The organism is Devosia sp. (genome assembly GCF_040509215.1).
Lineage (GTDB): Bacteria > Pseudomonadota > Alphaproteobacteria > Rhizobiales > Devosiaceae > Devosia.
Genome location: NZ_JBEVLL010000337.1, coordinates 1 through 5384, shown reverse-complemented (window position 1 = coordinate 5384; position 5384 = coordinate 1). Strand labels below are relative to the sequence as shown.

At 60.7% G+C, this 5384-nt stretch carries 3 protein-coding genes and 1 pseudogene; 3 read left to right on the top strand and 1 reads right to left on the bottom strand.

Annotated elements, in window-relative coordinates; genetic code table 11:
• Positions 1-49: 49 nt before the first annotated feature.
• On the bottom strand, positions 50-1651 hold the full coding sequence (locus ABW043_RS19130) for a GH39 family glycosyl hydrolase (protein WP_353922795.1): 1602 nt from the start codon (positions 1649-1651) through the stop codon (positions 50-52).
• Positions 1652-1983: 332 nt separating this feature from the next.
• Between ABW043_RS19130 and ABW043_RS19125 the strand changes: the two genes are divergently transcribed.
• From ABW043_RS19125 to ABW043_RS19115, 3 genes and pseudogenes are all read left to right on the top strand, one after another.
• Positions 1984-3891 (top strand): ABC transporter substrate-binding protein, encoded by a 1908-nt coding sequence (locus tag ABW043_RS19125; RefSeq protein ID WP_353922794.1) that lies wholly within the window; start codon positions 1984-1986, stop codon positions 3889-3891.
• Between the two features lie 150 nt (positions 3892-4041).
• Positions 4042-5046, top strand: coding sequence for an ABC transporter permease (locus ABW043_RS19120; RefSeq protein ID WP_353922793.1), 1005 nt, complete (start codon positions 4042-4044; stop codon positions 5044-5046).
• A 2-nt stretch (positions 5047-5048) separates the two neighbouring features.
• Positions 5049-5384, top strand: a pseudogene (locus tag ABW043_RS19115) (ABC transporter permease); the annotation flags it as partial.

The window sequence follows — 5384 nt, the reverse complement described above, 5'->3', positions numbered from 1 at the left end:
GCACCCCGCCCCTTGGGAGGATTGGCGGGGTGCTGGTGCATCGGCTCGGTTAGTAGTCGATGCGGAGGAGGGAGACGCCCTGGCGGGGGAGGTTGGTTGTCAGGGTGACGGCGCCGGAGGTGGCGTCGGCCGTGCCGGTTTCGAGGACGGCGAGTTGGCCCGAGGCTTCGAGCTTCTTGTAGTCGTCGCCGGTGACTTCCTGGGGCGAGCCCATGGCTTTCCAGACGCCGAAGGAGTTGGAGTGGTCCTTGTCCATTCGGTAGTGGGTCAGCTTGTGGTTGCCGGGCTTTAGATTGCTCAGGGCCAGGGTGACGTTGGCGGCGCCGTCTTCGACGTCGTCATCGTGATAGTTCCAGACGAGGATGGAGACGCCGGTGTCGTCGCGGGTGGCGACGGCGTTGACGTCGGGTTGTTCGCGGATGCCGTGTTCCATGATGTGTTCGATGGAAACGGCATGGTCGGATTTGGCTTCGACCCATTCGCCCTTGAGTTTGCCGAGCATGCGGAAGCCGTTGAGCACCGCCTTGTCGACGCCGTTGGTTGCCATGTCGCGGAAGCCGTCGAACCAGGGCTGTTCTTCGAAGAGGAAGGCCCAGGTGACTGCGCCTTCGATCTCGATGCCGGCACGCTGGCTGAGTTCGTAGGTGCGGATCATGCTTTCCACGATATAGGCGCCGTAGAGCGGGCCATTGCGGTAGCCGTTTTGCGGGTGAACGCGGGCGGAGCAGGCGGCGCAGCCTTCGGGGTCGGATTCGCCGATGACCGTCGGCAGGTGTTTCAGGGTCGGGAATTCGTTGACGATGGCGAGGTTGGCCTCGATATCGCGGAGTTGTTTGTGAAGGCCCATGCGGACATGGTCTTTCCAGATCACCGGATTGCCCTTGGCGTGGAAGGCGATGAAGTCGATCGGGGCGTTTTCCGCGACGACATAGCCGAGGAATTCGCGGAGGAACGCCTGGGCTTTGGGATTGTTGAAGGCGCCGCAGGTGTGCGGGCCGCCGACGCGGGAGCCCGGAACGGCTGACTTCACGGCCTTGGCGGAGACGACATACATGTCGAAGAATTCGCGGACGGTGCCTTTCCAATAGGCGCCATCGGGCTCGTTCCAGACTTCCCACGGCCAGGTGCGGACCAGGTCTTCGCCATAGCGATCGGCCAGGTGCCGGGCCCAGGCGTGGATGAGGTCACCCCACTTCTTGAGATCGTTGGGCGGGGATGCCCAGCCGGTGGTGATCTTGGCATAGGCGTCGGCGAGGGCCCAGGAATGGCGATAGGGGCCGGTGTCGGATGACAGGGCCTCAGGCGTGAAGCCGATCTGGATCAGGGGAATATTGCCGGCTTCGACATAGGCGTCGAAAATGCCGTCCATGACGGTCCAGTCATAGACCGGGTTGCCGTTGGCGTCTTCTGTATAGGCATTGGTCGAGCCCCATTTGAGGGCATATTTGCCATCGCCCGATGTCAGCAGATTGTGGGTGCGGATGCGGGGTGGTTCGGGGCTGAGCTCGGTGAACTCCTTGAGCAGCTTCTTGCCATTGGCGGTGTCCGTATAATTGGGCTCGTCATAGCCCCACCAGTTCCACAATGGCCGGTAAGCGCCGCGGCTCGCGCCCGCGTCCACCTCGATGCGGACGTCATAAGTCGCTGTCATCGTCTTCTCTCCACCCTGATTAGCTTGGGAATTGAACCGCGCTCCTCTGCTGCGGTTGTCGATACCACCCTACCAATCATGGCCTTGTTGTCAATAATATCGATGAAATTGGCTACGCAAATTGCGCAAAACCGCAGAAATGTGCGGATCATGATGTTATTTTGTCGATAATCCTGTTGCCCTCATCTGAAAAATTGTCGATAAAGCTGGCAGGCAGGGTCGCGGGAGGAATATGCGCGGCGCCTTGTCGAGACGAGGGAGGCGACGCGTTCGAACCCTGTCGGGGTCAGCGAGGTCGCTGTCCGCTTTTGCGGGCATCAGGAGGAACGACCATGCTTATAAAGAAGCTGGCTGCAGCCGCTCTTGCCATCGCTGCTATGGCGATGCCGGTTGCTGCCCAGGATTTCATCGCGGGTATTCCCCGCAACGAGGCGCTGATCATCCAGGGGCCGGCGGCGCAGAATGCCGAATGGTTCAATCTGTGGGCGCCAGGCGGTGGTTCGACCACCAATGGCAACCAGCAGCTCTCGGCCGATACGCTGTGGTGGATCAACCCCGAAGGTACGGGCGACGCGGCCTGGACCAATGCGCTGGCCGCCGACAGGCCTCAGTATAATGACGACTTCACGCAGATGACGGTGAAGCTCAAGGAAGGCATCTTCTGGAGCGATGGCGTCGAGTTTACGGCCGATGACGTCAAGTACACGGTCGATACGCAGATCGCGCATCCCGGCATGGGCTGGAGCGCACCGTTCACGGTGAACGTCGAAAGCGTCGAGGTGCCGGACCGGAACACGGTGGTGTTCAACCTGAAGGCGCCGAATTCGCGCTTCCATACGCTCTTTACCGTGCGCTGGAATGCGGCCTGGATCATGCCCAAGCACGTGTTTGAAGCCGTGGAAGATCCGCTGGCCTATTCGGCCAATCCGCCGGTGTCGCTCTCGGCCTATGTGATGCACAGCTATGACACGGCAGGCAACTGGGTGATCTGGAAGCTGCGCGATGACTGGCAGCGCACCTCGATCGGCATGGAACTCGATGCCGAGCCGCAGGTGAAATATGTGGTCTATCGCAATGCCGGTAACCCGGATGCGCGCGTCATCGAGCAGATGAACCACAATCTCGACGTGATCAACGACATCGCGCCCGAAGGCATGTTCACCATTGCCCGCGATGCCGGCGAAAACACCGCCTATTGGTTCGATGGCTTCCCGTTTGCGCATCCCGATCCGACGCTGCCTGCGGTGCTGTTCAATCACCAGGTCGAGCCGTTTGGCGACAAGGATGTACGCTGGGCACTGGCGCTGATGATCGACATTCGATCGGTCGCCATGGGCTCCTATCGCGGTGCGGCCAATCTGGCGGCGCTGTCGACACCGCCGACCGGCACGTCGATCACCGACTATTATGAGCCGATGCAGGACTGGATGACGAGCTTTACCCTCGACACCGGGACGCGCCAGATTACGCCTTACGATCCGACCGTGGCCGAACAGATCGCTGCGCTCGTAAAGCCGCAATGGGGTGATCAGATCCCGTCCGATCCGGAAGCGCTGAAGCGCATGTTCGGTTTCGGCTGGTGGAAGCAGGATGTGGCTGCCGCGGCCGAACTGCTGCAGAAAGCCGGCTTCACCAAGAACGGCAATCAGTGGATGAAGCCCGACGGCACGCCCTTCACGATCAAGCTGATGGTGGAAGGCGACAATATCCCGACGCTGGCACGCGCTGGTACGATTATCGCCCAGCAGTGGTCGATGGAAGGCATCCAGACGACGGTCGATGTGGCTGGACCCACATGGGGTCAGCGGCTTGGACCGGGCGATTTCCAGGTTGCCATCGGCTGGTCGGTCGAAACCTGGGGCGGTCATCCGGACCTGAGCTTCTTCCTTGAAAGCTACCACTCGGACTTCATCAAGCCGATCGGCGAAATCCAGCCGCCGCGCAATCTGCAGCGTTGGCAGGATGAACGGCTCGACGCGCTGATCGAAGCCAACCGCAAGGTCAGCTTTGACTCGCCCGAAGTCGCCAAGCTCGGAATGGATTATCTCAAGCTTGCCGTCGAAGAGATGCCGATGATCCCGCTGATGGCCTACAACAAGTTCGCGCCCTTCGACACGACCTATTGGACGGGTTACCCGAGTGCTGCGAACCCCTATGCCGCTTCGGGCCCGAACTGGAGCAACCTGCGCTACATGATCGTGGCACTGGAAGCCAATCCGAACGCGCCGGCTGCGCAGTAAGCCTCTAAAACGCGTCGCGTTTTAGTCCTTAGTTGCTGCGCATGTCTTTCTCCTGAAACCGGTTCCCACTTTCAGGAGACATGCTTGGCGGGCGGGGCGTCAAAACCCCGCCCGCACCTTCCGACACTTATTGTTCGAGGACGGGCCCCCATGGACGGCTTCACAAAGTATCTTGCCCAGCGCTTCTTCCAGTTTTTCCTCGTGATCTTCCTGGGCGTATCGCTGACCTTTCTCATCACCAGCCTGTCGCCCGTCGATCCGGTGGAGCAGTCGGTTTCGTTGATGACCAGTTTCGGCGCCACCGACCCGCGTTCGGTCGAGTTGATGCGCGAGGCGCTTTCCGAGCTCTATGGTCTGCAGGGTAGCCTTCTCGACCAGTACTTCTCATTCTGGGGCCGGGTGCTGCGGGGCGATTTCGGACCCTCGCTGTCCTCGTTTCCGACCCCGGTGATGTCGCTGATCATGGCGGCGCTGCCCTGGACGGTTGGCTTGCTGCTGCAGGCCCTGATCATCAGTTGGTGCCTTGGCAATCTGCTGGGGGCATTGGCCGGCTACTTCCGCTCGAACCTGCTGCTCAAACTTTCGGGGGCGGTGGTCATGGCACTGCACCCCGTGCCGACATACATCCTGGGGCTGGTGCTGTTGTTGTTGTTCGGCTTTGTCTGGCCGCTGCTGCCGATTTCGGGCGGGGCGCAGATGAACCTCTCCCCAGCCTTTTCCTTCGACTATATCCGCTCGTTGATCCTGCATGGGACGCTGCCGGCGCTGACGCTGGTTCTGGGCGGTATCGGGAGCTGGTTCATTTCGATGCGCTCGCTAGTCTCCAATATCGTCACCGACGACCATGTGGTTTATGCCGAACTCGCCGGTGTCTCTTCGGGCAAGATCTTTTCCCAATATGTGGCGCGCAATGCGCTGTTGCCGCAGTTGACCGGCCTGGCGCTGAGCCTTGGCGGCGTGTTCGGCGGCGCGGTGATCACCGAGTTTCTCTACAATTATCCGGGGGTAGGGCGCCTGCTCATTCAGGGCATCTATCGCGGCGATTATTCGCTGGTGCTCGGCGTCACGACCATTTCGATCATTGCCGTGGCTGTCGCGGTGCTCATCATCGATCTCATCTACCCCCTCATTGACCCACGCGTGAGGCTCGGCTGACCATGTTGAAGGTTCTACGCGACCTACTCGTCTACAACCGGGAATTCGCCATCGGCTTCGTGCTGACCCTGGGCATTTTCCTCTTCGCTCTTGCCCATTTCTGGGCGCCGCTGCCCGACACGGCCATTTACCTCCTGCCGCCCGATATGCCGCCGTCATCCGAATACTGGTTCGGCACCACATCACGCGGGCAGGACGTGCTCTGGCAGATGAGCGCGGCCATCTGGAACACCATGCTGTTCGGGCTGACGGTGACGGTGCTGAGCCGGCTCATAGCCGTCTTTGTCGGCATGATCTCGGGCTATCTCGGGGGCAAGTGGGACCAGTTTCTCATGACG

Coding starts and splice junctions, on each gene's coding strand:
- ABW043_RS19125 (WP_353922794.1), top strand. CDS start 1,984: ATGCTTATAAAGAAGCTGGCTGCAGCCGCTCTTGCCATCGCTGCTATG.
- ABW043_RS19130 (WP_353922795.1), bottom strand. CDS start 1,651: ATGACAGCGACTTATGACGTCCGCATCGAGGTGGACGCGGGCGCGAGC.
- ABW043_RS19120 (WP_353922793.1), top strand. CDS start 4,042: ATGGACGGCTTCACAAAGTATCTTGCCCAGCGCTTCTTCCAGTTTTTC.